The organism is Tunturiibacter gelidiferens (assembly GCF_051013345.1).
In the GTDB taxonomy this organism is placed as follows: Bacteria; Acidobacteriota; Terriglobia; order Terriglobales; family Acidobacteriaceae; genus Edaphobacter; species Edaphobacter gelidiferens_A.
In genome coordinates this window covers 4516720-4542744 of sequence record NZ_CP132939.1, presented here as the reverse complement: position 1 = coordinate 4542744, position 26025 = coordinate 4516720, and the positions used below count along the sequence as shown (strand labels likewise).

Sequence of the window (26025 nt, the reverse complement as noted above, 5' to 3'; positions counted from 1 at the left end):
CGGTGCGATATAGCGGGCGGCATCGGCTTCGGTTACGATCTCATCTTGAGGAAGCTTCGCGCGAACATCCGCGGGAAGCTTCTCTTCGATGTGCTTGAAGTGCTCGACCTGTTTGCGGACGAGATCGGAGATGCGGCGGTTTTTGTTGAATGCCTCGCTGGGTACGCTGGGTATAGGAATCGGTTCCATCGAATGTCTCCAAAGCTATTTTTTGAACGTCGGGCAGTCGGCGTCTGCGCGCATTGTGGGCTGATTGAGGTATCCAAGGAAGGTATTGGATGCAATCTCACGAGGGGAGCGATTCTCGTAGGCGCCGATGAAGAAATCGGTAAGTGTGCCGGGGATTGAAGCGTGTTCAAAGACTTCGCTAATGACCGTGCCGGGCGCAATCCATGGCGAGATAAGGACGGCGGGCACGCGGATGCCAAGACGGTCGAAGTGGAAGGGGTCGGGTGTGCCGGTTGCGGCAGGCTGCGCGACGAAGCCATCGGGCATGCAGGATGGCGGAGGAACGTGATCGTATATGCCGCCGTGCTCGTCGTAGACGATGAGGATTGCAGTGTTCGGCCAGAGCTTTGGATTGCTGCGAATTGCGCTGTAGACGGTGGCGATGAACTGTTCTCCGGCGCGGACGTCGTGGTCCGGATGCTGGTCGCAGGCGATGAGTTCGCCGGTGCCGTCGGGGGCGTCGTGATCGGTGTAGTTCGGCTCAATGAAGCTGTACTGGGGAAGATTGTTGCGGCTGCATGCATCCTCGAAGTCCTGGAACGTGCCGAAGAGCTCCGGCTGGTTCTGGAGAAGGTTGACTACCTCGAGCGATGAGCTGGCCTGGTCGTAGTAGTAAAGCCTGGTTGAATAGCCTGCAGCTGCAAGGCGTTCGTAGACGCTCTTGTATTGCTTGTTCCAATAGAAGACATCCATGCTTACCTGGCCGAACGAGGTGCCGTAGTGAGCGAAGGCGCGATTGCAGAGTGTTGGGCCGGGGATGGAAGAGAACCAGCGGTTGAAGACGGCGTATTGCTTCGCCAGCGTGGAGAGCACAGGAAGCTTCTCGGCGGTGAAGTAGTTCATGATCTCGTGAGAGTGGCCGACGTTATGCTGCTGGTTGAAGTAGCTCTGCACGAAGCCCTGCATATTTGGCTGCCGGTTGGGATTCTGAGCTGTGGTGACTCCGCCGAATATCTGCAGGTCGACGGCCGGGAAGTGATGATCGGGGTCGGGATCGAGCTGGCTCTGGAACTCAGCGTCGGGCGCGGCTTTGACCGGTTCGCCGGTCGTGTCGAGGTTGAACTCGTTACCGGTGAGGCCGTCGATGGCAGGGTTATCGCTGTGAAGGGCTCCGAGCATATGGTCGAAGGAGCGGTTCTCCATCATGAGGACGACGACGTGCTGTAGCTGCTTAATTCCGGGAAGTGTTCTGTTCAGCATGAATCAGCCCTCCACAGGCAAGTAGGATCGACACAGCTACGGACATACTCGCATTTGATTTCTAATGATATGGCCCACAGCGCTGGGAGTGTAATTTGCGCTAAATTTAATAATGACGAAAGTCGAACCTTTTGCTACCAGCCAAGTCTTACCGCAAATCAACACAAAGTCGAGAGTCGGTGCGAGCAAATTCGATTCAGCGTCAAAATTGAGAAACTGACTCACGAATAATCTACCGCAGAACGGGTTATGCTTTAGATGGATTGATTAATATTTGTTTCTTCGAGTCTTTCGATCCTTCCACATCGATCTTTTCCCTTGGTTCGATCGTCGATCGTACTACCTTGAATTGGTTCAAGGTGTCGAACCAGAACGGCGCACTGAGAGTCGTTGCAACTGCTGTAAGCGTCCAACCAAGCAGTGAAAAGATCCACCCTACCAAAAACATGGATCTCCGGCTACCTTATGCCACTCCGCAGCAGTCTCTTTAGGCCAGCTCATTGGCAGATTTAGAGACTTCATTTGCCCTAAATCCTTCGACAGATCGGTTACGGATGAGGAATCACTTCCCGCTTAATTCGGCGTCACATCGCCCTTCACTCCGGCACGTTTTTCCGCTGCTGATGTTGAGGGTCGCGTACTCCCCCGCCACACTCCCGCTCGCACCCCGTGGAGGAGTTGGATTTAGGTGAAGGAGGATTGGGTCTTGGAGGAATCGCCTGCGACGGACTAGCGGGACTCACCGCCTGATTCGCGGGTTGGGCCATGTTGTTGGCCTTAGAGGCCTTTCAACGTTCAGTCAAAACTCATTGTTCGATTAGGGCTTAGGGTTAGAGCGGCTGTCCTGCTTACTATGAGCGGGGAGCCGGGTCGGTCCTCAGATCTTCCTGCGATGTCGTTCGTGACTAGATGGGGTGTATCCTTCGAGGCACCCGACGCACCTACTGTCAGCCACGGTCAGGCTGTCCATCGTGTGAAAGGGAGCCAACCAGTCTAACTACTTCATCACCTGGAGGCCGGGTTGGAAGATTCTGAACAGACTTCCTCCTATCTCCGGGAACTGGTAGGCAAGCCAGGTAAGTACGGGGACGGCGCCAAAAGTGATGATGCGGACGTAGAAAGCAGCACCTAGTTCATTGGGTGCGGTGTCGGTGATTCGACTGAGGATGGGGTTACGGTGCATTTGAGCGAAGATGGCGATGAACCCGAAGGTGATTAGCGCCAGCAAGACCGTGAAGCACCAGTCGATAAAGGCCCGGGGCTGGAAGGGGTAGGAGTTCCAAGCGACCAGGGCCAACACAAAGGATGCGGAGACGAACAAGAGCAAGTAGCGGATGTTGACAAGAACGGCGCGGATGAGGGCTATGTAGCGGGTGACAATCAGTTCCTCGGCGAGATGAATGAAGTCCGGTTTTTCAGTTGCGGATCCGGTCTTTGAAGCGGCGGCGGATTCAACTTCCTCGACGAAACCGGTTCGCATGCTATCCCAGTGGGGAGCGAGGATGAAGCGAATGACATCTTGGCAGAACTTGGCGTAGCGCCTCTCGATGGAGTAGATGAGAAAGATGTCGCCGCCGTCCGGAGGAATATCCCAATGGCCTCTCGGGTGCATAAATAGGTTCAAGGACGGTCGTGGCGGCGGCGATGGCGGGTTGTTTGTTGAGGGCTGTTGGACGTGGCCCTGGCGTAGCCGCTGATACAGGGTGCTGATCCGATGATTAAGTTTAACGTAATCGGATGACAGCATAGGCCGCACCTTGGGATATTTCACTCGAAGATCGCGGTGGTTGAGAAGTTGGCGAATGGACTCCGTGGTCCGGCTCATGTCGCGCCAGCGGATGAAGAGCCCACTTTCATTGAGCATGCTGACCCAGCTGCCGCCTTTGTGGCGGCAGAAAGCAAATCGGATGGGATAACGTTCAAGGGGCTCAAGCAGATGCCTGTTGAGAGCGCCCCAGATGAGAATGGCTCGGAGCCAGCAGGAAAGCGCGATCATAATGAGCGGGAAGAAAAGAGCGGTAATGAGAAATTCGTAGGGCGTGGGAGTGGGCAAGGAGAAGAGGAATTTGCCAAACCGCGAAGGGAGCGGATTGAAGAGAAAGCGGTCCACGCTATAGACGTGACTGACCAGAACGCACATGGAGAAGAGGGCGAGATACAAGATCAGAAGGATGGAGTTCAGCCATATCGGGGGCACCTTCCTTAGGAAGCGACGAAGGATCTCACGGGTGATGAACATGCACGTAATGTTTTGAAAGAGACAGGCGTCGGTTGGCAACGAGCATTCAGCAAGCGTGTCGTCGGCGATAAAGAGTGGAAATGGAGTGTGAGCTTGGTTGGACGGTCCAAAACTGGGAAGCCGAAGTCTGCTCAGGGCGGAAGAGCGGCGGGTTGTCTTGAGTGGAAAGGGAGTGTCGGCATGCTTATCCGGCACAAAGCTGCCAGGGAGCCGAGGCCTGCTCAAGGTGGAGAAGCGGAGGCGTGCTGTCTTGCAGATGGCCCAAAGGTACCAGCTAAAGAGAAGCAGGAGGATTGGGACCATGGGGCAGACACCGTTGAGGGGATTGAGGCAGCGGTAACTGAAGAAGAGGCCAGCATAGGAATGAGAGCCTGCCGGAGAATCGTTGATGCAGATGTGTCTCCAGCCCACGACGATGACGGTTAGTGAGAGTGCAGCAATCGTGTTGAACAGAACGTATTCATAACGTTTCCTCTGAAAGAGGTAGGGGCCGGTTCTGAAGAGAGTAACGACGAGAGCGAATACGGCGCCAAGACCGGTCAAGCATATCTCCCACCTGAAACCAAAGGCGCGGGGGTAATACTGTCCGATGCGGAAGACAGGGTAGGCCATAACGTATGCCATGGCAACAAGAACGGCAGCGCCGATGTTGAGAGAGACCGCCCGCCGGAAAGGCTCGTCGTTCTGTCGTATCGCGAGATCGCGGGTGAGGGGCGACCAGTATTCTGCGGAGAGGAGGAGAACGCCATGCACGCAGCAGAGGATGATGATGAATCCATCGAGAAGCATCCAAGTGAGGGTCGGAGAGATACCGGAGTTCCTGCCGATGGATGCAGGGACGTGGTTCCACGGCGCGACCACGCAAGCTTTCGCTGATCCGAAAGACGGCAAGATATTTTCATTGTCGCTCGCACGCCAATCTAGAATACCCATCGGGTAATAGCCATCGGTGCCGAGGACCGTGGACCAAAGGGGAATGCTCAGGGCTCGGGATTTCCATTGATTCGGATAGGATTCATATCCCATGAGCTTCGGCAAGGCGGCCTTTTCCTTGTCGTCTTTCATGGACCAGAAGGTGTAGCTAGCCGCGTTGTAGAGTCCCTCCGAGCGGTGGTCGGGGTGGAGTCGTTGATCATCCCCGGTCATTCGCAGCGAAGTTAGGAGATAGGGAGTGACGGTAATGGAGCCAACGTAGGGGGCGTTGTCCACGTCGCGCTCAAAGAGCAAATCGTCGCCACTGAAGAAGACCAGCCTGGCGTCGGGGCAGGCGCGATGCAGAAACTGAGCGAGGAAGATGTCGTCCAGGACACTGGTCGCCGAGATGAAGACGAACTGCGAGCGTGCCCGCTGCAACTGATGGGCGATGGCCATGAGCTGCGCCTCCAAGGAGAGCGGGCTCTGGCTGAGGGAGAAGTCCGGAACGGTGTCATCGCCCTCGGCGTCCTTGAGGGAGAGATTGAGGTAAGGGCTCGGAGGAGAAGATGGTGCGGAGGATGGGCTGGTCTGGCTCGTCTGGGCGTTTCGGAGCACCGACAAGTCACGGGAAAAGCGTAGACGAAGGATGTTTTTCCACTTATGATTTCCGTCCGAATTGTCGCTCACCGATCGTTCGACGGCACCAGCAAAGACTGTGTTCTCTTCGGAAAGAATGGCAATCCGGGCAGGATCGTAGCCTGACTGCATGAGCGACTGCAGTAAACGCCTTGACTCATACCCGGTGTTCTCACCAAAGGAACGGTAAACCGCATCCTGCCCGAGCTCCCTTGAAGCTATATCGGTACCTGTGATGCCGGATATGTCAACCTTGGCTAGTTGTGACTGGACCTTGCCTGTCTCGATACCGCGATGCAATGAGGCGGCCGAACCGGAGAACAGGGGACCGATGATAGACGTACCGTGCTGCAATGGCTTGCATGAATACGGGGGTTTACTGCACAGGTCCTGCAGCTTCTTCACGTATTGGAATGCATTCTGAAGCTGGTCACCGTTAATACCGAGAGCCGGCGTCTCGCCGACGAGAAAAAGATAGATGACGCGATAGTAGCCGGATTGTGGAAGTTCGGACTCGCTATCGTTAGCTGCGGGTTCGTAACGCAGGATGATGAGGCCTGGCTGCTTCTCGCGTTTATTGTTGTCCTCCGTGGTCGCTGAACCCGTTGGCTCCGTGGTGGAAGAGGGGTTGCGATTTCGCCAAGGCAGCCAATAGTAACTGTTGAGGTATTGATTGTCTGCTGCGGCAAGCAGAATTGCGTCGACCGCGCGATCGAAGTCGAGGGCGAGGTGGGTGTGGACGGGATCGGGGACGGTGGCGATGATGAAACGGATATCGGGAGCGACGCCGGGTCGCAAACCGGGCAGGCCCCAGCCGGTGGGATCGCCCGTGCAAGCACTCGCAGGTGCATCCGCTGATCCGGTGGCGTATGACTTGATCGTGGAACCAGTGATGTCCAGCTTCAGATGAAAATCGGGGGATTTCTCCCGGTCAGACGGCTTTATTGTCCGGGCTGCGGCCCAGTATTGGCAGGAGGCGATCCAGGGACCTTCGCCGGTTACCGCCTTTGCCTCGGACTGCGAGGAGGTGGTATGCAGCTGGCTGGTAGGCGGAGTACTGCCGGGCTTGGACTGGAACAGAAACCCAGCCAGGAGCATCGCGCTGAAGGTGGCACCTAGTCCTTTGTTCATCTCAGTCAACCCGCTCGTATCCCAATGTGCCTGCGAAGAATATCTTGTACGAGACCCAAATGGTTGCGAGACCTGAGGGTAAAGACAGCAAGATCTTTATGAGAATCGTTTTATCACTTGGTGCAGCAGAGCTTAGCCGAGTGGCTCTGCATCATGAGAACAACAACGTGGTCGAGATTTTCTAAGCCTGTAGGCTTGGAACCTCGTCGCCTTCATGCGCGGATTCACGATATATGGTGTCAGAGATTCGTATACCGTTTCTATGTTTTTGTAAGGGGCGGATCAGTAGGTTCGTTACACGGCATCCGCGAGATACACCCCGAGGACTTCCAATACTGCGGTTGCACGTCGTTGATGCTGGCCGGTCGGCTTTCTTGGTAAAGTCATTGATCTCGCCGGTAGTGAGTCGTAGAGGCAGGAGCACAGAGTTATCGAGTCGCTATCGTGTCGAACTGGAAGAATGAACGCATACATTCGCTGCGGACACCTGCTCCTGCTTCAGTCCGAGAACCTTCGCCATTTCGACCTTGCTTATCTGGCGGGCCTTGCGCAGCTCGCGCAAGGTCATCTCCTCGGCAATCAGCAAATGGGTGCATTGATTGAATGCCACGCGACGGATGCTAGGTTGCACAACTCTTACGAGATCTTCAGCGAAGCATCCATCAGTATCACTTTTACCGACGCACGATCTTCTTTGTCGTATGCTTCTTTCCTTGTGCCGTGGCGAGTTCCTCTCATTCCAGTTTGTCTCATCTCAACTGATACAGAAGTGGCCGGGCATTCCAGTGGAGAAATATCGGGTTTAGCACTGAATTCGGATTCGATCCGTGGAGCTCTTCCTGTAACTACAATGAAACTCCTAACTATCTCCGTCTCCTTCTTTGCCTAGTTTTGAGTCTCGATCATTGCGGCAACGCCTTGCCGGTTTCAAAGTAGACACCAAGTGAAACGCTTCGTGCGTTTTCGGCACTACCATTGACACCACACCAGACCGCCGGCGTTACGCTGGCTGACATCGATATCCGGAGGCATTATGGAGCAACTCCCCCCGCGAAATCTCCCAAAAACATCGTTCTATGCTGCGACGGCACTGGCAACAAATATGGGGACGACAACTCCAACGTAGTCAAGCTCTACACATGCCTAAAAGATAACGCCGCGCAGCGGTGCTACTACCATCCCGGTGTGGGGACTATGGGCGACCCACGCCACACAAGCTGGCTAGGCAGAAAAGCCTCCATGGTAGGCGGCCTAGCCTTCGGCATGGGCTTCACCGACAACATGGCTGACGCTTACCGGTTCCTGATGGACCACCATGCCGACGGTGACCACATCTATCTGTTCGGCTTCTCGCGCGGAGCCTACACCGTCCGCGCCCTCGCCGGCGCTTTACGCGTCTATGGCCTGCTCTGCAAAGGCAACGAGGGCCACCTGCCTTACCTGCTCGACATGTACTCCGCACGGAGCCGCGACGCCTTCAACAAGGATGACCGGAAGCAGATCAAGACAGACGCCATATCGGATGGCTTTCGCGAGACCTTCTCCCGCACCGTCCCCATTCACTTCATGGGCATCTGGGACACCGTCTCCTCCGTCGGCGGCCTCTACGACCCTGTGAAGCTCCTTTACGACGGCCAGAACTCCATTGTGCGCAAGGCGCGTCACGCAGTCTCGGTCGACGAGCGCCGCTGCTTTTTCCAGGCCAATCTGCTCGGCGATCCGCTCAGCCCGCCCTCTACCCCGGTACTCGTTGAGAACTATGCGGACCCAGAAGACCACCACCAGAACATCGTTCAGGCCTGGTTTGCCGGCGTCCACTCCGACGTCGGGGGAGTTACAAGCAGACCCAATCTTACCCCGCCATGGACGCCCTCAAATGGATCCTCGGCGATGCTGAAGACGACGGCCTCCAGATCAATGACGAAAAGCGCGACGCCATCTTCGGCAATCCCTCACCTCACTATCCTGGGCTCGTAGAGATGAACAAGGCGCCCACAAGCCTAAACTGCCTGCATAGCTCACTCACCCTCAAGTGGGCGCCACTCGAAGCTTTTCCTCATAAGTATTTCGACGAAACGGGCAAAAAAAGATGGCGCTTCACGCCGTGGCCGCATAGTCGCGAGATCCCAGACGGCTCGCTCATCCACCCCAGTCTGCGCCACCGTCTCGCCGCCAGCCCGGGCTACCAGCCTAAGAATCTCGAGCGCAACTGTGTCGAAGATTTCAGCGAATCGTCATTCCCGCAGCGCCACGCGAACATCTTCGAAAAGCTTAAAAGAAAACTACGGAGTCTACCGCCCGGGAACATCCGCCGCCAAGCCTCCGCCATTCTAGCCCTCGGTCTTACCGCCCTGTTCCTCACTGGCTGCGCTCGCTGGTGCGTCCACGCTCTAAAGTAAGAACATGAGCGCCGCAGCAAACCTCGAGTCTCGCAACGCGCCGCAAAGCATTCTTCGATACCGGACCTCTTTTTCACACTGCAGTAAAACTGAATGATTCGAACATGGCAGCAGGGGTTGCGACGTGCTGGAACCGGCAGAACAGGATGGTCCAAAAGGGTGCTTACGCCCAGCCACATCTACTACTGGACTCGGCTCAACCAGAATATTACGACTGACGACCTCACGTTTCGTGAAGCGTTGACGGCGACATACGAGCGGCCCCTCAATTCACGTCTTGGGGTCATAAGAGCCGATGCCGAACGACAATCTCCAGGAACCGAGCATCTGCCGCAGATTATCAGAGTGTCGATGAAATATCTGCGTTATTGACGGAACAGAGGTATTTGTAGAAGTAAAGGGTATGCAGGATTCGGGAAAAGCTATCTCACTCACTCCGCGCGAAGTGAAGCATGCACAGGACAACAAAAACAGCGCTCTGTTCATCGTTCACTCCGTGATTGTCAGGGGCAAGCGAAAACCTGTTATATCAGGTGGCAAGATGCGCTTTCTGCACCCCACCACCGGATTCTCAGCCCTACGAACCATCTCCTCTCCAAGCCAAGTTTTATTGCTTTTGGAAAGCTTCTAAGCCACGTTATCTTATCGGGTATGCGTTTTATTCAAATCGCGATCTTGGTTCTACTTGAACTAGGTTGCGCCCTATCCGTCGCAACGATGGTCCAATCTCGTCTGTTATGGCGCGACGCTGTACATCAACTGGCCGACACCGGAGGCTGCATGGATTTCAGCAACTGCTGTGAGTACACTCCTGGAGATGAATTCGCCGTTTTGATGCTGGCGAGCGATCCTGATGAGCAAGTACCGCACATTCCGAATGTCGGGGATTCGCGCGAGCCAGCGCGACGCGCTGTGATAAAGAATGCCGCAGGCCACATCGCTGACGGTCGCCTCGGAATGGGAAGACGATTCCAACTTCATGGTGTCCTTCAGCCAATCGAGCAGAGCTGCGATCGCTGTATCAGGATCGCGTTCTAGCACATTCTTGACGGCCAGTCGGAAAGTCGTGATGTTCAGTCGGAAGTCCTCGTTCCAGAAATCGGGCTCTGAAAGAGCCTCCCAATCCGCAGCCGCTGGCTTCTCCAGCCGGACACTTCAGCACACGGCTTCGATACCCGCTCTCCGTGGATTGGATTTGAATATCGAAATCCAGGTAAATGATGGAACGCATGTTCCCTCATTTACTCTGGCCGCTCTAATGCGCGCCCGTCTCCACTTGAGCGTCACTTCTAGTCCACTTCGACTTCGGCCAAAGCGAGAATGGCGCCGGCAGCCGCATCAAAAAATCAGGACCAAAGTTTACCTCAACCTAATCGCCGCAATCAGACGCTCTCGGCCGCCTTCCCGGAATGTTCCGCCCCGCAGATTCCCCCGAAGCCGGGTGCCCCGTTCATGACGCGCAGCGTCATGGGTGGGGTCCTTCGCAGGATATTCAGACCCAAGCCTCGAAGTCGGGTGTGCCCATATCTCACGCAGTGTCATCGCGTCAGATGTGGGAAACGAATCCTTCATCCCCCCACCAGCTCACTTTTCTTTCTGCCATTCCCGAAGGGAATCTGCTTTCTGCGCAGAGTGTATGTTCTTTCACCCTTTGGAAGCCACTGTTGCTGGAAATCCTTCCACGAGCCGGACGCGGACAGTGGGATAACCGGCCAAATGGTTGTTCTCTCGCAATGTGCCGCTGGGCACGACTGGCGCCGCAAGACGAGAGAGTTACCTATGCCTTCGTGGCATCAATACATTTCGTTGGGCGAACAATCCTCATGCTGCATTTGCTGTTCCATGCGTAATTACTGACGACTTGTGGCGCGATGTCAACCGCGAGGTAGACCGGTTGGTATTGGATAGGATTCGTCCGATATCGGTCCCCCAGGGCGTTCAGCGTCAGGGCTACATCCGGCAGATGCTCTTGTGGACTTGCCTTGGCCAGCTCGCGGCACATCTGCAGCGTCGCGAGCAGGCTCTTTAGGTCTGCTGCATCCACGAAACTGTATAACAGTGCCTGCACTTCGGACTTATGCGCATTTGCCTGCACTTCGGACTTATTCGGATTCTCGAGAACTGGTTTTAAGTGGCCTTCGAGATCCTTTTCTTGTTCTGCATTCCTCCCGGTCTCCTTCATTGCATGTTCGAGACTCACTATATATGCCGCGTGCGCGGCGGTAGATTCTGGCTGCAATAACGTGATGGTCCTCGATAGGGTTACCGCTTCCTCAGTTCGATTAGATTCGAGCAGCGCATACACTACCGCCCATAATGGAGAAAGGTTCGTAGGTTGCAATTCAAGAGCCTTGGTGAACTCAAGGATCTCAGCATTCCGCACATTTTGTATAAATTGTGGTGCTTTTCCTTCCTTTTGCGCGATTGTCACCAGGTGCTGCATTAAGATGCCGTTTTGTTCATGCAGCCCGCCATTGTTCGGCATCGTTTGAGCCACTTCTCCGAGAAGATGAACGGCTTCTTGTTGATGCTTATAGGCCTCGCCAGAAAAACTTAGGCTCGCCTCAAGCGCTGCCTCTTGGTCCAGAGCCTTCGCGTGTTGAATTTTGTAAGTCGGATCCTTAGGGTTGCGACTGGAAAGACCCTTAAACTTCTCTGCGGCATTCTGCACTGTCTTCAATGTTTTTAATTTCTCGGGTTTAGATAAAGTGTCGATTCTCAAAGCGTCTCGTGTTTCCCACACTGTCTGTGTAACTTCAGCCAGGCCCGATACAGTCGCGGGGTCGATGAGGCCTCTGTTCAAAGGTTCGTCATCTTTTGCATTCCGCGGATCTTTCATGATGTTCTCGGACCACCGTGCGAGATTGCTCGCTTCCTGTTCTTCCCCAGCATAGTCATAGGCTAGGCTTAGATAGTAAAAAGGTTTCCAGTCCGGGGAGAACGGAGCGCCCATTGCTGGAACACTTGCGCTGCGTTCGTATACTGACGTTGCTTCTCCGTATACTGACGCTGCTTCAAATATGCTCTTCCTAATAGCTCAGGGTTTTCTTCGGCAAGCATCAAAGCAGTCGCATTCTCCACCAGTTTAGAAGCGATGGGGTGCGGAACGGGATCTGTTTGCCATGATTTCGCTGACCCGTCGCGATCAAGCCGGATCTTCGCAATGACGCCATCCGGAGAAGAAACAATATCACCGCTAATGATCCATTGCTGATACCTGATTCGGTCGTACAACTTACGAAGATTATCCAACGAGATCCCGTTTACTTCGATTCCATAAGAATTCTCGACGGGAATCTTGATCGTCCCTTTCAGCGCAACAGGCTGGGTACCGTGACGATCGTATAAGTAATAATCCGATCCTTCGAAGCTTGAGCCATCGGTCCCAGTTCTATTTAAGAAATCAATGACCATATCAGAAGCTCCCTTGCCAGTAATCGAGAGTGTGCTTGAAACGGCGGGAGAAATTTCAAATTGTTGAACTGTGACGATGTACTCGGGGAAACTACGCGCGTAACGGCCCCGAGCAGGCCAAACATCATACAGAGGGTTAGGAAAATAACGGACGATTTTTTTAGAAAACCACCTATTCTTTGCCACAAAGAAGATGACCCTGCTTTATTACCCAATTCAGGCGGATTCTGGAGAGGACGCGAACCGTAAAGGCCAGCTGTGGATCGACGTGGTTTCTGTGGAGTGCGATGTGTATGGACCGGCATGTGACTCTCCTCCCTTGCAGTGGAGCCCGAACTGCCTTTGGTCGCTGCCTGCGATGCCCCTTGATAACGCATGCGAGGTGCCAAACAGTGGCCCCGCTCGAAAAGATTCCGGGGCTCGACTTCGTTCCTGTATTTACAATCGGATACGAGTCAGCGATCGCGCCCCCGATCTGGCTGCTGCGCGTCCTGCCCCCGCGCGGTATCCAAACAGATACCCGTGAGTAACCGTTCGGACTCGGCAACTATTCATTCGGTAGGGATTGATCTTGGTAAGACGACCTTTCACCTGGTGGCGCTGGGCGATAACGGCAAGGTGCTGCTGAAGAAGAAGTTCACCCAGAGGCAGCTGATTATTTTCACAGCGAACCTGCAGGCCGTGCTGATCGGCCTGGAGGCATGTTCCGGAGCTGCGTTCCACAAGGGGCGAGAGTTCGCCGCCTGGATGAGACTGGTGCCGAAGCAGTACTCGACCCGCGGCAAGGCAAAGCTCTACGGCATCAGTAAGCGAGGCAATCGCTACTTACGCAGATCCTCATTCATGGAGCACGCGCCATGGTCTTACGCTGCAAGCGAGACCGAGTTCCCATGGGGTCATGGATGACGGCTCTTGAAGCCAGAGCCCCACGCAACGTGCTCATCGTCGCGGCAGCCAACAAGCTGGCACGGATCGCATGGGCGGTGCTGTCGAGTGGCCAAGACTATCGGGCAGTCCAAGAGCCAGTTGCTGCGTAGGCAAGCGTAACGATCAACATCAAGTTCTCCCACCGACGTCTGCACCGGACAAGTAAGGATGAAAGAACAGTCAAAACGGCGCACCTGAAGCCTGTTTGCTCAAATGGCCCTTACACTGCCGAGGGGTTTCGAAGGACAGGTACGTGCGTATCTCATCATGGCCAGGAGACACCTCTCCACAAAACAGGCTGATTAGATAAGGGCGAAGACTCAAGCCGCTCCCGGTAGACTGTGTTTGGTTTAGAGACCATGGTCAGCGGGAGGAGGAGGTCCGATGATCATAGTAGGTTGTGATTTTCATCCTAGCTTTCAACAAATCGCCATGCTCGATACCGAGACTGGAGCAACCGAAGAACACAAGCTGATGCACACGAGCGGAGAAGCCGAAGGCTTCTATCGGAAGCTGGCTTAGCCCGCGATTGTGGGCATTGAAACCGTAGGAAATGATCAGTGGTTCGTGCAGCTGTTGCAGAAGTTGGGTCACGAGGTCTGTGTCGGGGACGCGGCGCAAATTCGTGCCAGCTACGTGCGGAAGCAGAAAACGGATCGTCGAGATGCAAAACACATACTGCAGCTGCTGGTGGAAGGAAGGTTTCCACGGATCTGGATACCAGACGCCGAGATGCGGGATCATCGCCAATTGCTGATACACCGTCACAAACTGGTGCAGATACGTACTCGGGTCAAGAACGAATTGCAGCACCTCATGCTGAATCAGGGAATGCAGAAAAAGCAGAAGCTGTGGAGCACGGAGGGCCGGGCGGCGCTCGCGTACCGCTGGAGCCATGGAAAGATCGACGCAGGAAGGACTTACTAAACTTACTGGCGATGTTGGATGCTCAACTCGATAGCCTCAACGAGGCAGTGACGCGAGTGGCCAAAGGCTATCCAGGTGTGCCTCTCCTGATGAGTCAGCCAGGAGTAGGTGCAGTAACAGCCCTTGCCTTTGTGCTGACCCTGGGAGATGTCCATCGCTTTCCACGTGGCAAGCAGGTCGCCAGCTACCTGGGATTGGCCCCTCGAGAGCATTCATCCAGAGCAAAGCAGCGGATGGGTGGGATCAGCAAACAAGGCAACCGGCTCTTGCGATTTCTTCTGGTGGAAGCGGCCAACATCGCGGTACGGTTTGATCCTGAATTGCGAAAAGAATATCTGCACCGTTGCCATCAGAAGCACTTCACCGTCGCCAAGGTGGCGACGGCTCGTAAGCTCGCGATAATTGTCAAGGAGGCGATCATAGAAGAGGTGTCACGATCAGTAAGAAGGACAAAGCTCCTATGCCGAGGTTCCGACAGTCGTCTGCTATGTTGGGGGCACATCTTCCATAAAGAGGTTTGATGGCCTATCGATTCAATCTCCCGTTACTTGGCTTTGAGCAACTCCCCGAGCGTGGGCAGTTGAGCATTTGAAAGCCAGGTTACCTGCGTGTGTTCTGACCATACCAAGCGCAGTGTTTCCGTCGCTGCATATTCGATCTGGCGCAAGAATTCTGATATTTCCATTGTTATTAGGTCTCGTTTGGTTTGATTCTCGGTGCCCGCGCCATGCGACAGGCGCACGGAGGCGCGAGGCAATCTATTTCAGCGTCCGCTTCTCGAAACGGTTATAGATGGCGAGCAATTCCGCCGCAAAATCGTCCTCGATATCGCTACATGGCAGGGAAATGAAACGCTACCGTTCACTTGCCGGTTTACCGAGCGGATACCCGCGTTATCTAAACGCGATAATGTATTTTATCGAGGGGCGCAGATCTTAGGTGTTTTTCCCTAAGGAATTGAAATGACTGAAAACCCTGGCTTCGGCACGGGAGCTGGCGTGACTGTGTGTGAGCCCGAGAGCACCGGAGGCAATGCCGGTAGCATTTCTGGCCCAGGGATCGTCAAACTATCCGACATCGCCCCCGCCCTGTTTGTAATAGTTAATGTGTTTGATAACAGAATTTATCAGACACATCAATCCGAAAGAGCAGAGGCTAGAGGCAACGCCACCATAGCAGGCATAAAGCCGAACCGGCGAATCCAGCGACCAAGCGGCGCGACTATACCGCCTCGGTGTATGCTCATTACGCAAACCGGGGGCGCAACATGATAGAGGGCGGCCTGGTGATATCACCAAGAGCACGGGGCGATTCCGGGGAGTCTCTCAAGTGCCCGTATTCAACGCCAGACCTTTGTCTCCGTCATTTTGAGAGTTTTGCGGGCCAGATTCGGGGCTGACCAAATCGAAAACGGGAGGGTATACAGTGAGCGAGCCATCAGCCAACAAAGAAGTACTGCCGAGGAAAAGGCCGCTGACCAACTCAGCAGACCTGCTTAATATGACGGCACACGCCAATGAGACAGCGACGCCAATTCTGCAGGAAGCTTATAAGAAGCACGCTACCGAGCTAGCGAACATTGAGGACAGACAATACAAACTCACTCTCCTCATGCTGGGAATCTTCAGTGCGGGCGCGACACTGATTGCTAGCGGACATATCGACTTGTCGTGTCACTCAAAATGGGCGCTTACGATTTTGTCAATCGCTATCGTTGGTCCCAGTTTTCACTACAACCGCGAACTTCATGACCTTCGCGGTGTGACGCGAGCTTTTAGTTCGCTGCGAGATTGCACTCGGATTCCATCAGAAGGATCGCTTTCTCAAGGGCGAGAAACTCTATGTCGCGGGCGACATCGGCTATGGCAATAAGGGGCAATGGTTGCGCAACTCGTACTTTTGGACTGTCGGGTTTGTCTGTATAGCTTTTATCGTGGTCGTCTGGTTAGCGAAAACGACTTCAACCACAGCACCCGTTGGTAAATGATAAAAGCACATAAAGGACCATTTTCCAAAAGCATAGGGGCCAGCGGCTAGGAATTGCACACCCTTGTTCACGTTTTCTAAACGCGATAATGGATTTTATCGAGTTACGAAAATCAAGGCAGGAGTCAGCATGACAATCCATTTGCCTATGGGGCCTCGTGCTATTGCGGAGCCTCGCCTAGAGACTCTTATGAACGAATGGCCACACGTCCGGCGGGTTAAGTTCAAAACTCAATAAAGCAAAAGCAATCCTGAAGTGTAAGCGCCGATCTATCAACACACAACGCAAAGAATACCGACATTTATCTGTGAAGATGACAGGCAAATGCAGCTACACTTTCGCTGCCTGACCGATCCATTGACAATAGCGGACCGGCGAGTGGTCCGCAAGAGGCTCAGGAAGAGGATCTGGGAGATTTTCTAACCAGTGCGTGGTAACGAATCGGGGCAGTAGCTTGAGCACGTCGAGCCAGTCGTCGGGCGGATGCGGCGGGTTTGCGATCAGTTCATGTTTGTCACTTAGCCAAAGCAGAGCGATTCCGGGTTGTTCGTAGAAGAGCTGAGGGGGCACGTGGGTGACTATATCCAGGTCATCGACAACCCGATTGCACTTTTGATTTCGCGCGGCATTTTCGATCTGTTTGCAGTACTCGCGGTTGCCTACTCGAGGGCAGCCGAATGTGATCAGGCTTGTATTCGGATCCTTCAATCGCGTAAACGCGAGGCTTGCAAGCGCGGCTCCCAGGCTGTGACCGGTAATGGTGATGGGCGCATCTGGATGGCCCTCGCGCCAATCGCCGACCCACTGACTCACGTCCGGCCAGACTGCATCGAGGTATCGCTTGAATCCCTGATGCACATGAGCCCCGTTCTCGGGGACCATGGCGGCGTCAAGATCGGTGAGCTTATCGTTCGCATTGTCTTCTTCGGTACCACGAAAGGCCAGCAGGCCATGTTGGTCATTCGCGGCGAAGAATCCGCGCGCGGTGTTGGCATTGTCCACAAAACAGTCGCCGATGGGTTTGATGAGCAGGTTGCCGGCCCTGTCCAGGATGGCTTTCAAGTCGTCAATCTTCATTCGCTGCCTTACGAATCGTGCATAAGCGAGCATGGCCGCGTCTGCCGCGCGAGCCACCTCACGAAGGTATGGCTCATTTGGCGTGTAGCCCGGCATTTCAAAGTAGTTGTATCCGTCCTTTGCAGGCGGAAAAAAAGATTATCCGCAGCTGGGGCGAGGTATTGAGCCTCCTTGCCCGGTACGATCATATTTCCTCTCTCCTCTCGCAACGCTGCAAATCAGCCTGTAGAACCTCGTCCTCCCCTCACGGTCATTCAAATCAGATCGTAGCCGTCAAAGGGGATCGATCCTTCTTCTTCGAACAATCGGCTCAGCCGCTTCCATCTGCTCCTCGCACGCACAGCATCAAGCCATGCCTACAAAGAGCTTGCCGATGGAAAATGCGCTGTCGAGACGACCCAACGTCGACGCTTACTTTTTAGAGCCACTTCTACCTTGTGCCGCACAATTTTCGTCGCCCGTCGGGTCGGGGGTAATGGCTCTCTGGAAGCGGAACTCCGAATATACGGACTCTCCGCTTGGCAAAATAAACTGAACATATTGCATATCTGTCGTTGGCTGCTAATCGCGGGTGGAAGATATTTCCACTCGTGCATAGCAGCCGCTTTGCGGTGTCGCAGCCACTCTGGCACGACGCCACCTCCAAATGAGGCCAAAATCGAACATTGGGAGAATATACATCCCGAGTGCAACTGGGCGGTGGCGACCGGAGAGGAGTCGAGGGTATTCGCCATCAAGTTCCCTCTCGATACCGGTTTAGCAACTATGCGGGAGTTTGGCGAACGTGATCCTCGCATCTCGCGCACGTTGCAGGTCCGCGGCCCAAATGAGATTCTCACATTTCTGGAATGGCCAGCAGCCGGATTGCCGATATGCAAATGCGGCGTGATTGCGCCCGGCGCTTGCCTTCTGGGGGAGGAGAGTTATGTTCCCATCCCCGGTCCAGGTATGCACGTCCATCCTTACTGCGAGTACGTTGACAGGGAAGCCCCAGCCCTGCCTGCGTCCGAGTGGCTGATGGAACGCATTCACCAGGGCGGTAGCAGGCACGGTGGAGTCCAACTCCTTGCGTTTAGCCGACTGCCAAATGTTGCCCAGTGTGTACTGCTCCGCTTTGAGCGGAAGGGCGACCGTTGGTTTTGTGATTTTTACGAATCATCTGGAGTTGCAAGGATTCGAGAAACGCTCATCTACCCTTCCAGCGAGACGGTCGTTTCGCTAGCTATGCGCGGTGGAGCAATCATAAATTACGAAAACCGCGTCCGTCTTTACCGGGAAATGAGAATCGGTCACGGCAGCGTCTTGCTGAATCTCACCTCCGAACAGTACAACAAGCTGATCGCCGCGTAGGGATAGCCCCTCGTAACTTCTCAAATTTTCTCCGTCAAACTCGCATGTGAATGCGGAAGCCTGCACCGGGCCTCCTGTATTTGCGCATCCGAACGTCAACCAGCCGAACAGAAATCGCCGGTCCTGGCGACATCATGCAATGCACTTGTGCCACCCGTGCCTGACGCAGCACGGCACAAGTCCAACCTAACAAGGAGTCATCAATGCAAGACAACGTAGTGTGGACCTCTACCCTTGACGGCACGTACGAGGTGACCGTAACACGCACCGACGATTACCACGGAGAACTCACCCTCTCGGAAGGTAATCAGGTTCGCCATCGCGAATCCGTCGGGCTATCGTACGGCGCCATCTTCGGACCGGATGTAGCAGATGTGGCAGATTGGCGGCGGATCGCGGTCGAATTCGTGGATGGACAGAAGTCTTAGCCCAATCTGACGACGCATCAATCGACTTACCACACCTCCCTGATAGCGGAGGATTCCTTGCTCAATGGCCTGGGAATCCTTCACTTTCACATGCATGTATTTTTTGATTTATCGGTAGGTATGTCGGTGAGATCCGAGAGTTTCGGAGGGGAGTTGAATAACCATAACGATTGGCGGGTCTGATCCTGATCGATGCCTCTCGCGGCAGCCTTATCGCTCGCCTGGATGAAGCTCGGGGTAGTGCATGAGCGCATTTGTGACAAACTCTGGATCAATTTCCGTCGAATAGCTACTCACTCATAAAAGTTGGAGTGGGCCTCTCAACTGAGGCCGAGTCAAGCCGTTGTTGTTAATCGACTACGCAATGAATCCAAGCTGTATTCAAGGACTACAAGGCGGAGCATGCCTAACTTCGAGTTGGGCTGTAGCTCGTCAAAGATTTCCCAAGCTACGGTCGGCAAGCCGTTTGGGTTTGCGCGGAGCAAGAAAATCGGTAATGGTAGTCGGCTTTTCGTCAGGTAGCCCAGTACGTTTTGCTTCGTGGAGTGCGGCCACCTGTCACGAGGGTCGAGGACTGGATCATGCGGCAATTGGTACGCGTCGGCATGCGGCACCGTTTCGTTCCGATTACCATTACAAGAAGCGGCTAAACCTCTCTCGGATCGGCCCAGCGCTTCTTCGCGATGAGCTCCTGCACAATTTCGACCTGATGCCCTTGGGCGGAGAGTGCGTTGGCGACTTCCTGCACGTGCATATCGCCTAAGAGTACGAGCGTGATCCGGTCGGGCGTGGCCGCGGTCTCGATGCGTTGCACGAAGTAGGCTTCGCGAATCGTATCTTCCGGAATGCGGTATTCGATGCTGCAGCTCATGTCGTCCCAATCCGGAGAGCTGGGGCGATTCTGGAGTGCATCGAAGATACCGGCTGCGACTCGTTCTTCTGTGGACATGCAGATGTTGTGCCAAGGGATTCCGCTGGCTTCGGCGAGTGCCTGGGCTATCGACGGCTTGGCCGGGGAACACTCTTCAAAGATAGCGCTCAACGCTCCTTCGCTGAACCGCTGCAAAAGAATGGCTCGTAAACGCGCCTTGGAGGTACGCAGGGCCTCGCTGTCGGTCTCCGCTTCTACATACTGGAGGTAGTGATCGATTGAAATAATGCAGACGGTCATCGTGTGTTTATTGTCCTGGCACAGGTTTCTTCACTTTCCGAATCGGGTTTCCCAAAGTGAAGTAATCGTAGTATTCGTCGTCGGCCTGCGTCATGGCAATTAAGATGCGATGGAAGAGGACACGCAGCAATTTGAGATCGCGAATCCACTCGATATCGACCTCATCATCCTTGCCGTGAGCGGACTCGTGGCGAGCATCGTGTGCCCGCTTCTCTCGGCTACTCAGCACCAACCCCAACTCATCCATCAAATCCTTGCTAGTCGAATGCTGAGAGCGCGAGTTCAGGTTCCTCACCTTGTTCTTAAAAATCTCGAGGGTCTTGGAAGGCAGTTCCAGAGGCGCGAGCGAGGTCTCAAGCGCAGACCTGACCTTTTTGCCAAAGGCGCGCCCAATCTCACGCAACGACTCTCCCGCCTTCCAGCGGCGCCATATCTCGGTCCTCTGCTCCGCGGAAAGCCTAACCCGTCTTCCTTCTGTCATAAACACCACCTATAAAAAGAAATGATTTATCAGATGGTGTTGCATCGACCGGTTGAGCTCGCACGGCTTTCCGGCAAAGTGATTGCCACGGCCTTCTCAATGAGCGCTATCGCGTTAACACGCAATATAAAAGGCGCCCACTTTGCTGTAGGTTGTGGTTATTCGTATCACCACCTACCGAAAGGAGCGGCGTTATGAGCCAAGAGAAATATATCGGCATGGACGTCCACCAAGCAACGATCTCGGCTGCAGTCACAGATTCCCGGGGAAGTTGATCATGGAAAGTATTCTGGAGACGAAAGCGGCCACGATCCTTGAGTTCCTCCAAGGGCTACACGGAAGTTTATCGGTGACCTTCGAAGAAGGAGTCTCTGCGGCCTGGTTACATGACCTGCTGAAACCTCACGTCACCCATCTCGTGGTCTGCGATCCGCGCAAGAACGCCCTGTTGAAAGACGGCAGCAAGAGTGACCGAATCGATGCGCGAAAGCTGGCGGAGCTGCTGCGTGGCAACCAGCTCACGTCGGTTTACCATGGCGAGCACGGGATGCGCACCATAAAAGAATTAGGTCGCAGCTACCTAACCATTACGAAGGATCTCACACGAGTCATGAATCGGATCAAAGCCCTCTACCGAAGCTGGGCCATTCCCTGTAGCGGTACCAGCGTCTATGCACCGCGGCATCGCACAGAATGGTTAGACAAGATCCCGGAACCCGGAGTTCGTCTCCGGGCCGAACGGCTCTATCAGCAACTGGATCTGCTGCAACCAGTGCGTCAGCAAGCGCGACGCGACTTGCTGACCGAGAGCCGCAAGCATCATGCCGTGAAATTGCTTCGCCAGATTCCTTCGATCGGTCCGATTCGTGCAGCCTTGCTGGTTGCGCAGCTGCAGACGCCCCACCGTTTCCGTAGCAAGCGCCAGCTGTGGGCTTACAGTGGTTTCGCGCTGGAGACCCACGACAGCGGCGAGTATCGCTACGTCCGAGGGAAACTGCAACGAAACCGGGAGCGCATGACCGTGCGTGGCCTGAGTAACAACCATAATCCCGATGTGAAGAATCTCTTCAAAGGGGCTGCGATCTCCGCTAGCACTCACCCTGGCCCCCTGTACGATTTCTATGTTGCTCTTCTTGAAAAAGGAATGCGACCGACGATGGCGCGTCTCACCCTGGCACGCAAGATTGCCAGCATCACTCTAACGATTTGGAAGAAAGGAGTGGATTTCGACGCCACACAATTGCATCGGCAAGAAGCTTGAGCGTCTCTGATAAGGAGGCCTTTCCATCTCCGGCCATTCTCTTAGGTGGTGGTCGGTCGGGTTCTCGAGACGCTCGGTTCGAGGTGAGTATCAGTCAATGAGTTCGGCCTTGTGTGCTTCGGCACCGAGTCACTAATGCACGCTATGCCTCCTCGGATAACCAGAAATAGCGATAGGCCACGAGCCTCAAATAGAACCATGGTTGACATTCAAATACCAGGTCCGCTTGCCCAAGTCTAAGACTCGATTGGCGTCGTCACCACCGGAAGATGCAAGCCACGGAATGGCAAACAAGCCAAGACAAACCTCTCGAGCGAATCGAGGGGCACGTTCACAGGCAGTGGGCTGGATCTCGAGACAAAAATCTTCTCGGCGTCCGGTCGAGGGAGAAACTTTTTCTTGACATCCCTTTTATAGAACTCATTGATGATCAAGTCCGACGTTTGAAATTGCATAAAGAGCAAGCCCGTGGTGGTGGCGTCAGTACGCATACAAATTGCATTGGAGCCAAAGGGAGCTTTCGCCCGTATCACTTTGACCGTTCCTTAACGAGCCTCTGTGGCAATCACCGACACCCTCCGACGTGCATGTGCCTCCTTCGTGTAAACGTCCTTCTAGTCGTCAACTGCTTTACCGTTTAGGTCGGCGTACGTGGTTTAGAACATCGAGCAGAGCATCGATGTGATGCGGTTTGGTTTGGTAGTTGGTGATGCAAGCACGAAGTGCGGGTTGCTTCTGTTTACCGAGCTGAATTGTAGAAATCCATGCTTGACCGGACGCAACCACTGCATTAGCAATCCTCTGGCAGGTATTCGTGTCCCACTCGGTCTCTCCATCAGTGAAGCAGACAAGCGGCAGAGGTGTTCGGTTAACAATCTTCCATTTATCTTTGATCAATCTATTACGTAGCAGTTCACCCATCTCCGTCTGGTGCCTGATTGCAGCGGCATAGCCATCCCATCCGGCCACGGCAAGGCTTAAGAAAAGTTTGAGACCGATAAAACGGCGCGACCATTGCAGCGAATGCGCAAACGGATCCGCGACCTGCATCCCTTCGCTTTCTTTGGGCATGTATGCAGTCTGTGTTGCGAAGCAACGGCTGAGGATATCCGGATGCCGCGTCAGAAACATGCCTGCGCCCATCGATACAGAAAGCCATTTATGAGCGTCAAATGTGATGGAATCTGCCAGCTCGATACCATCGAGGACGGAATGGAGTTCGGGAACCAAGGCTGCCGCTCCGCCCCATGCTGCATCGACGTGAAACCATAAGCCATGTTCTCGTGCGAGAGAGGCAAGATTGGGAAGCGGATCGATGGCGCCAGCCCCGGTGGTGCCCGCCGTGGCGACAAGCAGGAATGGCGCGTGCCCGTTAGCGTGGTCTCGGTGTATGGCAGCGCGAAGCGAATCCAGATCAATACACAAATCATCTGTGACCTCGATTTCTCGCAAAGAACTGGCCCCAAGTCCCGCGGCTCGAGCGGCCTTCAGGAACGAATGATGCCCTTCTGCCGAAACATAGAAGACCGGTTCTTCTTTCAAGCCACGTAAACCGCATAAAGTTACCTCCGGCCAGCGCTGTGCGAGGGCTGTCAGCAGGGCAGTCTGATTGGCCTCAGCTCCGCCGCTAGTCAATACACCGTCAACCTGACCGCGGGGCAGGCCAAATTTATCTGCAATCGAGATCACCAGATGCCGTTCCATTTCGGCGGCGAGTGGGCTGTGGCTCCACGCCGCAAGCTGTGGGTTGAGCGTTGCAACCAGTGCATCCGCTGCAATACTCATTGCTGTTGGCGCTGGATTGAAGAGTCCGAAGTACTGAGGGTGAGGCGTGTGAACCTGAGACTGAATGAGTTCTGCGGCGATCAGGCGAAATGCCTCTTCGGGCGCAAACGATTGCTCAAATGTGAACGATTCGGCGAAGCTACGTACCCTGGTGACATCGAGGGTGGGCGAGACGGGCAGCTCGTCGACGGTTCGCAGGTAAGTTTCGATTGTAGCGGCAACGAGCTTCCATAATGAAGCTCGGGTCTCGCTGTCGAGCGCAAGTGAGGTGCTACTATTTTGAGAATCATTCATTGGCTTCGATCCTGTAGAGACACCACTCCATTTTCTCCCTGAATCCGAGGTGTCGATAGAAGGCGCGAGCTCCTGCGTTATCACGAACAACGAAGACGTCGATTCGTTCGCCCTCGTGCCTGGAGAGAAGATGGCGAAGCAGCGCGGATGCTACGCCGTGGCCGCGAAACTTCGGGCAGACCCATAGGTCCCCGATGTGGACCCCGGCCCTGCCCTCCCAGCTCGAATAGTTCTCGAACCAGGAGACGAACCCGGCAGATTGCATGAATCCACTCTCGGCTGCTTGTTCTGCAAGAGCGATATGCAATCGCGGCACAGAACCGAAGACATCTCTTTCTAATGAGGTGACATCCAGGCGCGGATGATGGTCCGCGCCTTCGAAGGATGCCAAATCTGCAAGCATGTCAAGGATCGCAGGGCCATCCATCGGCGTGGCGGCGCGGATGGAAATTCGCTCTCTATGCTCTGTCATTCCTGGACAGGGTGAATCCCTCATCAACCCAGCCGATGATGCCTCCGATCATTTCTTTTACCGGCCGACCCATCTGAGCGAGCCGGATGGCAGCCTTGTTCGCCCCATTGCAGTGCGGGCCTGCGCAGTAGACGACGAATACAGTCTCCTGGACATACTCTTTCATACGGTCTTCCGTGATCGTGAGCAGAGGAATGTTGATCGCACCGCCAATGTGGCCTTTGCTGTAGCCCTGACGTCCGCGAACATCGACGAGAACGAAATCAACCCTGTCGGAAGCGAAGGAGGAATAGACATCCGCGCAATCCGTCTCGAAGGTGAGCCGCTTTGTGAAGTGTTCGAATGCATTTGGCGATGGTGCAGGAGCAACCTCCCGAACTCGGCTGATCTCTTTAAAGACGGGATTAGCTGCCTGAACCAATTCTGGCTGTGCGATATCGATGAAGGACATGGCGATCTACCTTTCGCTTGTGAAGAATAGTTACATCTGCAGCATGAATGCCGAGTCGCATTCTTGCCAGTGGCCCAAATGCCAATTATCGTAAAGAACGTGCCAACACGTTCTAAGACGGCAAGTCGGCCTCTTCCGCTCCACAGAGTGGCAACGCTCGCGTACGAGGGGCTCTGCACCTTCGAGTTTGGGATTGTGGTCGAGCTGTTCGGATTGCCGCGTCCTGAACTTGACCACTGGTATGCCTTCGAGGTCTGCGGGCTGGAAAAGGGCCCATTGCACGCGACCGGAGGCATCAGCGTATTACCGAAAAAGGGACTCGAAGGATTGCTGGATGCCGATACCATCCTCATCCCTGGGTGGCGTGATCCGAATGAGCTACCGCCACAGCGGCTCATCCGCACTCTTATCGCAGCACATCAAAAGGGAGCGCGACTCGTTTCCATCTGCTCGGGTATTTTCGTGCTTGCTGCCACGGGGCTGCTAAATGGGAGGCGTGCGACGACCCACTGGAAATATGTCGATAAGCTTCGCTGCGCTTTTCCTTTGATCCAGCTTCAGCCGGATGTCCTTTACGTCGATGATGGCGACATCCTTACCTCCGCAGGAAGCGCAGCCGGAATCGATCTTTGTCTGCACATCATTCGGAATGATTTTGGCACACTCATCGCCAACAATGTCGCCCGAAGATTAGTAGTCTCTCCGCATCGGGAAGGTGGGCAGGCACAGTTCATCGACAAGCCTATTGGCGATCAGACGAGCCCCTGGCTTGCGTACCTCCTGGAATGGGTCCAGGTCAGGCTGCACAATTCAATTACAGTGGAGCAGCTTGCGAGCCAGGCTCGTATGAGCAAACGCACGTTGAGCCGCCGGTTTGCCGAGACCACTGGTAATAGCCCACTGGACTGGATTACGTCGTTGCGAGTCAGAAGGGCCAAAGATCTACTCGAGACATCAGCACTTTCAGTAGAAGAAGTCGCGGACCGCTGTGGATTTGGATCTGCCCCCACACTGCGCCATCACTTTCGCACACGGGTCAAACTCACCCCAAATAGTTATCGTGCGCGTTTTCAAAGATCTGCAATAGAGCCTGATCATTGAAAGCCATGACTTGTCCCGCCAAACGCGCTTCTTCATCAACCAGACCGAATGACTACTGAGATTCTGGATGAGTGCATTGGCCTGTTCTCGCAACTGAGGTTAAGTGCCCGAGTGGCCCCCCATCCAGCGAGCCCCAACATAAAACCACCCG

General features: G+C 54.6%; 23 protein-coding genes and 2 pseudogenes. 14 read left to right on the top strand and 11 right to left on the bottom strand.

What is annotated here, in order from left to right; translation table 11 throughout:
* Positions 1-204: 204 nt before the first annotated feature.
* Both RBB80_RS22685 and RBB80_RS22680 read right to left on the bottom strand, forming a co-directional pair.
* Positions 205-1428 (bottom strand): alkaline phosphatase family protein, encoded by a 1224-nt coding sequence (locus RBB80_RS22685; RefSeq protein ID WP_433964615.1) that lies wholly within the window; start codon positions 1426-1428, stop codon positions 205-207.
* A gap of 997 nt (positions 1429-2425) precedes the next feature.
* Positions 2426-6349 (bottom strand): hypothetical protein, encoded by a 3924-nt coding sequence (locus tag RBB80_RS22680; protein ID WP_433964614.1) that lies wholly within the window; start codon positions 6347-6349, stop codon positions 2426-2428.
* A gap of 460 nt (positions 6350-6809) precedes the next feature.
* Between RBB80_RS22680 and RBB80_RS22675 the strand changes: the two genes are divergently transcribed.
* The 5 genes from RBB80_RS22675 (at position 6810) to RBB80_RS22655 (ending at position 9379) form a co-directional block, all read left to right on the top strand.
* Positions 6810-7238, top strand: a complete 429-nt coding sequence (locus tag RBB80_RS22675; RefSeq protein WP_433964613.1) for a hypothetical protein — start codon at positions 6810-6812, stop codon at positions 7236-7238.
* A gap of 86 nt (positions 7239-7324) precedes the next feature.
* Complete coding sequence (locus tag RBB80_RS22670; protein WP_433964612.1) at positions 7325-8326, top strand: T6SS phospholipase effector Tle1-like catalytic domain-containing protein; 1002 nt, start codon at positions 7325-7327, stop codon at positions 8324-8326.
* Positions 8327-8328: 2 nt separating this feature from the next.
* A complete protein-coding gene (locus RBB80_RS22665) occupies positions 8329-8748 on the top strand; it encodes a hypothetical protein (protein ID WP_433964611.1) in 420 nt (139 codons plus the stop codon).
* A 93-nt stretch (positions 8749-8841) separates the two neighbouring features.
* Positions 8842-9120, top strand: a complete 279-nt coding sequence (locus RBB80_RS22660) for a hypothetical protein (RefSeq protein WP_433964610.1) — start codon at positions 8842-8844, stop codon at positions 9118-9120.
* Positions 9107-9379 carry a protein NO VEIN domain-containing protein gene (locus tag RBB80_RS22655; RefSeq protein ID WP_433969820.1) on the top strand — a complete coding sequence of 91 codons (273 nt, stop codon included), beginning with the start codon at positions 9107-9109 and terminating at the stop codon, positions 9377-9379. Before RBB80_RS22660 ends, RBB80_RS22655 begins: the two co-directional genes overlap by 14 nt.
* Positions 9380-9483: 104 nt before the next feature.
* Here RBB80_RS22655 and RBB80_RS22650 read toward each other — a convergent pair whose 3' ends face one another.
* From RBB80_RS22650 to RBB80_RS22640, 3 genes are all read right to left on the bottom strand, one after another.
* The gene (locus RBB80_RS22650) at positions 9484-9789 is read right to left on the bottom strand and encodes a hypothetical protein (RefSeq protein ID WP_433964609.1); all 306 of its coding nucleotides are present in this window, start codon (positions 9787-9789) and stop codon (positions 9484-9486) included.
* Positions 9790-10525: 736 nt separating this feature from the next.
* Positions 10526-11701: a hypothetical protein gene (locus RBB80_RS22645; RefSeq protein ID WP_433964608.1), complete on the bottom strand. Its 1176-nt coding sequence runs from the start codon at positions 11699-11701 to the stop codon at positions 10526-10528.
* Complete coding sequence (locus RBB80_RS22640) at positions 11656-12348, bottom strand: hypothetical protein (protein WP_433964607.1); 693 nt, start codon at positions 12346-12348, stop codon at positions 11656-11658. The genes RBB80_RS22645 and RBB80_RS22640 overlap by 46 nt, the downstream gene beginning before the upstream one ends.
* A gap of 528 nt (positions 12349-12876) precedes the next feature.
* Here RBB80_RS22640 and RBB80_RS22635 point away from each other — a divergent pair.
* The 5 genes and pseudogenes from RBB80_RS22635 to RBB80_RS22615 form a co-directional block, all read left to right on the top strand.
* Positions 12877-13020, top strand: a pseudogene (locus tag RBB80_RS22635) (transposase); the annotation flags it as partial.
* Between the two features lie 44 nt (positions 13021-13064).
* Entirely contained in the window at positions 13065-13199 is a 135-nt protein-coding gene (locus RBB80_RS22630; protein ID WP_433970090.1) for a hypothetical protein, read from the top strand.
* Positions 13200-13473: 274 nt separating this feature from the next.
* Entirely contained in the window at positions 13474-13611 is a 138-nt protein-coding gene (locus RBB80_RS22625) for a hypothetical protein (RefSeq protein WP_433964606.1), read from the top strand.
* 9 nt (positions 13612-13620) lie between these two features.
* Complete coding sequence (locus RBB80_RS22620) at positions 13621-14016, top strand: IS110 family transposase (RefSeq protein ID WP_433964605.1); 396 nt, start codon at positions 13621-13623, stop codon at positions 14014-14016.
* Positions 14017-14072: 56 nt separating this feature from the next.
* On the top strand, positions 14073-14537 hold the full coding sequence (locus tag RBB80_RS22615) for a transposase (protein ID WP_433964604.1): 465 nt from the start codon (positions 14073-14075) through the stop codon (positions 14535-14537).
* A 1796-nt stretch (positions 14538-16333) separates the two neighbouring features.
* Here the strand turns inward: RBB80_RS22615 and RBB80_RS22610 are convergent.
* Complete coding sequence (locus RBB80_RS22610) at positions 16334-17080, bottom strand: lipase family protein (RefSeq protein WP_433964603.1); 747 nt, start codon at positions 17078-17080, stop codon at positions 16334-16336.
* Between the two features lie 435 nt (positions 17081-17515).
* On the opposite strand from RBB80_RS22610, the gene RBB80_RS22605 reads away from it, so the two are divergent.
* Both RBB80_RS22605 and RBB80_RS22600 read left to right on the top strand, forming a co-directional pair.
* Complete coding sequence (locus RBB80_RS22605; protein WP_433964602.1) at positions 17516-18430, top strand: bifunctional DNA primase/polymerase; 915 nt, start codon at positions 17516-17518, stop codon at positions 18428-18430.
* Between the two features lie 203 nt (positions 18431-18633).
* The gene (locus tag RBB80_RS22600) at positions 18634-18858 is read left to right on the top strand and encodes a hypothetical protein (RefSeq protein ID WP_433964601.1); all 225 of its coding nucleotides are present in this window, start codon (positions 18634-18636) and stop codon (positions 18856-18858) included.
* Between the two features lie 646 nt (positions 18859-19504).
* Here the strand turns inward: RBB80_RS22600 and RBB80_RS22595 are convergent.
* Positions 19505-20029, bottom strand: a complete 525-nt coding sequence (locus RBB80_RS22595; RefSeq protein ID WP_433964600.1) for a hypothetical protein — start codon at positions 20027-20029, stop codon at positions 19505-19507.
* Between the two features lie 373 nt (positions 20030-20402).
* A pseudogene (locus tag RBB80_RS22590) lies at positions 20403-20510 on the bottom strand (helix-turn-helix domain-containing protein); the annotation flags it as partial.
* Between the two features lie 277 nt (positions 20511-20787).
* On the opposite strand from RBB80_RS22590, the gene RBB80_RS22585 reads away from it, so the two are divergent.
* A complete protein-coding gene (locus RBB80_RS22585; RefSeq protein WP_433964555.1) occupies positions 20788-21771 on the top strand; it encodes a transposase in 984 nt (327 codons plus the stop codon).
* A 630-nt stretch (positions 21772-22401) separates the two neighbouring features.
* Here the strand turns inward: RBB80_RS22585 and RBB80_RS22580 are convergent.
* The 3 genes from RBB80_RS22580 to RBB80_RS22570 are packed head-to-tail and all read right to left on the bottom strand — an operon-like array spanning position 22402 to position 24773.
* Positions 22402-23850: a pyridoxal phosphate-dependent decarboxylase family protein gene (locus RBB80_RS22580; protein ID WP_433964599.1), complete on the bottom strand. Its 1449-nt coding sequence runs from the start codon at positions 23848-23850 to the stop codon at positions 22402-22404.
* Positions 23843-24322, bottom strand: a complete 480-nt coding sequence (locus tag RBB80_RS22575; RefSeq protein WP_433964598.1) for an N-acetyltransferase family protein — start codon at positions 24320-24322, stop codon at positions 23843-23845. The genes RBB80_RS22580 and RBB80_RS22575 overlap by 8 nt, the downstream gene beginning before the upstream one ends.
* Complete coding sequence (locus RBB80_RS22570; RefSeq protein WP_433964597.1) at positions 24309-24773, bottom strand: rhodanese-like domain-containing protein; 465 nt, start codon at positions 24771-24773, stop codon at positions 24309-24311. Before RBB80_RS22570 ends, RBB80_RS22575 begins: the two co-directional genes overlap by 14 nt.
* A gap of 147 nt (positions 24774-24920) precedes the next feature.
* Here RBB80_RS22570 and ftrA point away from each other — a divergent pair, with 147 nt between their 5' ends.
* Positions 24921-25874, top strand: a complete 954-nt coding sequence (gene ftrA, locus RBB80_RS22565; protein WP_433964596.1) for a transcriptional regulator FtrA — start codon at positions 24921-24923, stop codon at positions 25872-25874.
* The last annotated feature ends 151 nt before the right edge of the window (positions 25875-26025 follow it).